The sequence below is a fragment of the Paenibacillus sp. AD87 genome, from assembly GCF_001659845.1.
In the GTDB taxonomy this organism is placed as follows: domain Bacteria; phylum Bacillota; class Bacilli; order Paenibacillales; family Paenibacillaceae; genus Paenibacillus; species Paenibacillus marchantiae.
This window is the reverse complement of record NZ_LXQN01000013.1, coordinates 1-2,359: the sequence shown is the minus strand read 5'-3', so window position 1 is coordinate 2,359 and position 2,359 is coordinate 1. Positions and strand designations below refer to the sequence as shown.

General features: G+C 39.4%; 3 protein-coding genes. All 3 read right to left on the bottom strand.

Features of this window, described 5'->3' with window-relative positions; translation table 11 throughout:
* Positions 1–238 precede the first annotated feature (238 nt).
* The 3 genes from gpAD87_RS23000 to gpAD87_RS22990 all read right to left on the bottom strand — a co-directional run bounded on the left by gpAD87_RS23000 (position 239) and on the right by gpAD87_RS22990 (position 2,124).
* Entirely contained in the window at positions 239–919 is a 681-nt protein-coding gene (locus gpAD87_RS23000) for a response regulator transcription factor (protein WP_082935054.1), read from the bottom strand.
* Positions 920–1,007: 88 nt separating this feature from the next.
* Positions 1,008–1,574 carry a class I SAM-dependent methyltransferase gene (locus tag gpAD87_RS22995; RefSeq protein WP_064637746.1) on the bottom strand — a complete coding sequence of 189 codons (567 nt, stop codon included), beginning with the start codon at positions 1,572–1,574 and terminating at the stop codon, positions 1,008–1,010.
* Between the two features lie 46 nt (positions 1,575–1,620).
* A complete protein-coding gene (locus tag gpAD87_RS22990) occupies positions 1,621–2,124 on the bottom strand; it encodes a DedA family protein (RefSeq protein ID WP_064637748.1) in 504 nt (167 codons plus the stop codon).
* Between the last annotated feature and the right edge of the window lie 235 nt (positions 2,125–2,359).

The window sequence follows — 2,359 nt, the reverse complement described above, 5'->3', positions numbered from 1 at the left end:
AACCATTCGACGTGTTAAAAATAGGAAGGTTAAGATAAAAGTTAATATAAAAATTGGAGTAATGACATACGGAAGCGAATTGCGAAACCAAGCCTGCTCCCAAGCTTTAAAAACATCTATAGATAGGTAAATGAGCATATTATTAAAGACAGCTGCAGCAATGGTACTCAAAATAATTCGGATCAAAATGTTAATCTGTATTTTCTTCTTTCGAGTTCGATGAGAAGGGTTAGATCGTCTAATCAAGTTTATAACCCACTCCCCATACCGTTTTGATATACTGAGGTTCTCGTGGATTCACTTCCAGTTTCTCTCGCAGATTGCGAATATGGACCATAACCGTATTATCCGAATACCCGTAAGGTTCTTTCCATACGGTTTCGTAGATCTTCTCGGAGCTGAATACTTGTCCAGGATGGCTGGCAAGCAGCACCAGAATGGAAAACTCCAGTGGAGTTAGTGGAATGTCATTCTCCTTTAACTTCACGGAATGTTTACTTGTATCAATGACAAGGTCCTTGATCAGGATAAGTGAATTGAATTCTGCTTTGCCAATCAGTGTTTGGCGTCGTAGCTGAGCCTTAACGCGAGCTAGTAATTCTAACGGATTAAACGGTTTGACCATGTAATCGTCAGCCCCGGTAGTCAGGCCTGTAATTTTATCTATGTCCTCTTCTTTGGCGGATAGCATAATAATGGGAGAGGTTGATACTTCTCTTATTTTGAAGCAGGCTTTGATTCCGTCCATAATGGGCATCATGACATCCAGTATAACGAGCTGGACCGATGTAGTTTTGATAATATTTAGTGCTTCTTCACCATTGGTTGCTTCAATGACCTGATATCCTTCGTTACGTAAATAGACATGAATGACATCACGGATGTCGGGTTCATCATCAACAATGAGAACGGTACTCACAATCCAACACTCCTTTTAGACTGTTTTAAATAAAATTTTAAATCCTTATAGAGAGGATAATATCAGTGTAAACCATAGCCTGAGTTGTTTAAATTGTTTCCTTTTTGCGACAGACATAAACGAAGGCAGGAGGGACATTCAAGGGCGCTAATTCTATCTTTTCGATGATAAACTTTTCGGATAGTGTTTTTTTCATTTGAAGTGAATATTGAAAGGCGATAAATAACCCCTCGTGTTTGAGCGCCTTATGGATCTGGTCTACCAACGAATTCCTTAATTCAGACTCAAAGTTGAAGAAAGGCAACCCGCTAAATACACAGTCCAGTTGCTCAACGCCCTCTTGCTTCATGGATTCCAATAATCGAGAGGCATCTGGATAACAGGGGAATGAAGGGTATTCAGTCTTCAGATTATTCCTCATCGTCTCGTTCATCTCAAACAATAACACTTGAGTCGAATCTTGTGCCTGTTGATGAATATAACGAGTGATGGCACCTGTGCCCGATCCGAGTTCGGCGACTGCTTTTACCTCTAGCCAAGGCGCTTGGTTCACCATTTTGTTAGCGAGAAACCGGGAACTGGGTATGATGCTGCCAACATGTTTTGGGCTTTGAAGAAAGCTTTTCAGAAATAAAATAGGTTCATTGGAATTCATTGTTTGTGGTTCCTCCGTATACGTGATGGTATGTTATCAAAATCGATCAAAATTTTAATAAATGAAGTATTGATAGAATGGGAGCGCCGAAGTAGATTCCCGCTGTAAAATACGTTATGGTCCAAAGCAAAGCACTGGAATATGAAATGAGAGCAAATTTCCGATACTGAACGCCGCTCAGTCCAATGACCAGAGGGAGAACATATCGCACGATTGGAATGAATAAACCGATGCACATCGCCCAATTGCCACTCTTATTCAGAATCAGTTCAGCCTTAACGAAGTGTTTATTATGTTGAAATTTGTGTTTTATCTTGGGCCCAAATAACTTCCCTGCAAAATAAGCAAAGGTAATGGCAGTTAATAGTCCTGTTAAAATGCAGAAGTATGTGATACATGAGCTGATAACACCCGTGTGACTCAAAATAGCACCACTGATAATCGTGATCTCATTCGGAATTGGAATGCCAAATGGCCCTAATGAGAAGGCAAAATAAAAAATCAGATATCCATACTGATGTAGTAGCTCTAAGATCGTATTACTGATCATTGTTTTGCCTCCTCTCTTGTCGATATAGAAATCATAATGAAAAAAACTAAGGAATTAATAAGCATAATTCTGAAGAAAATCTAAAGATTACATAAGCAAAGCGATACAACTACGGTACGTTCAAGACAAAAAAGCCTTGCCAACTTACTAGCAAGACTTGATAAGGTGGATATATTCAGGAGTGGTGATCAAGTGGCACAGTCACAACAATAATGTTGTTCGCATGATTTAATGT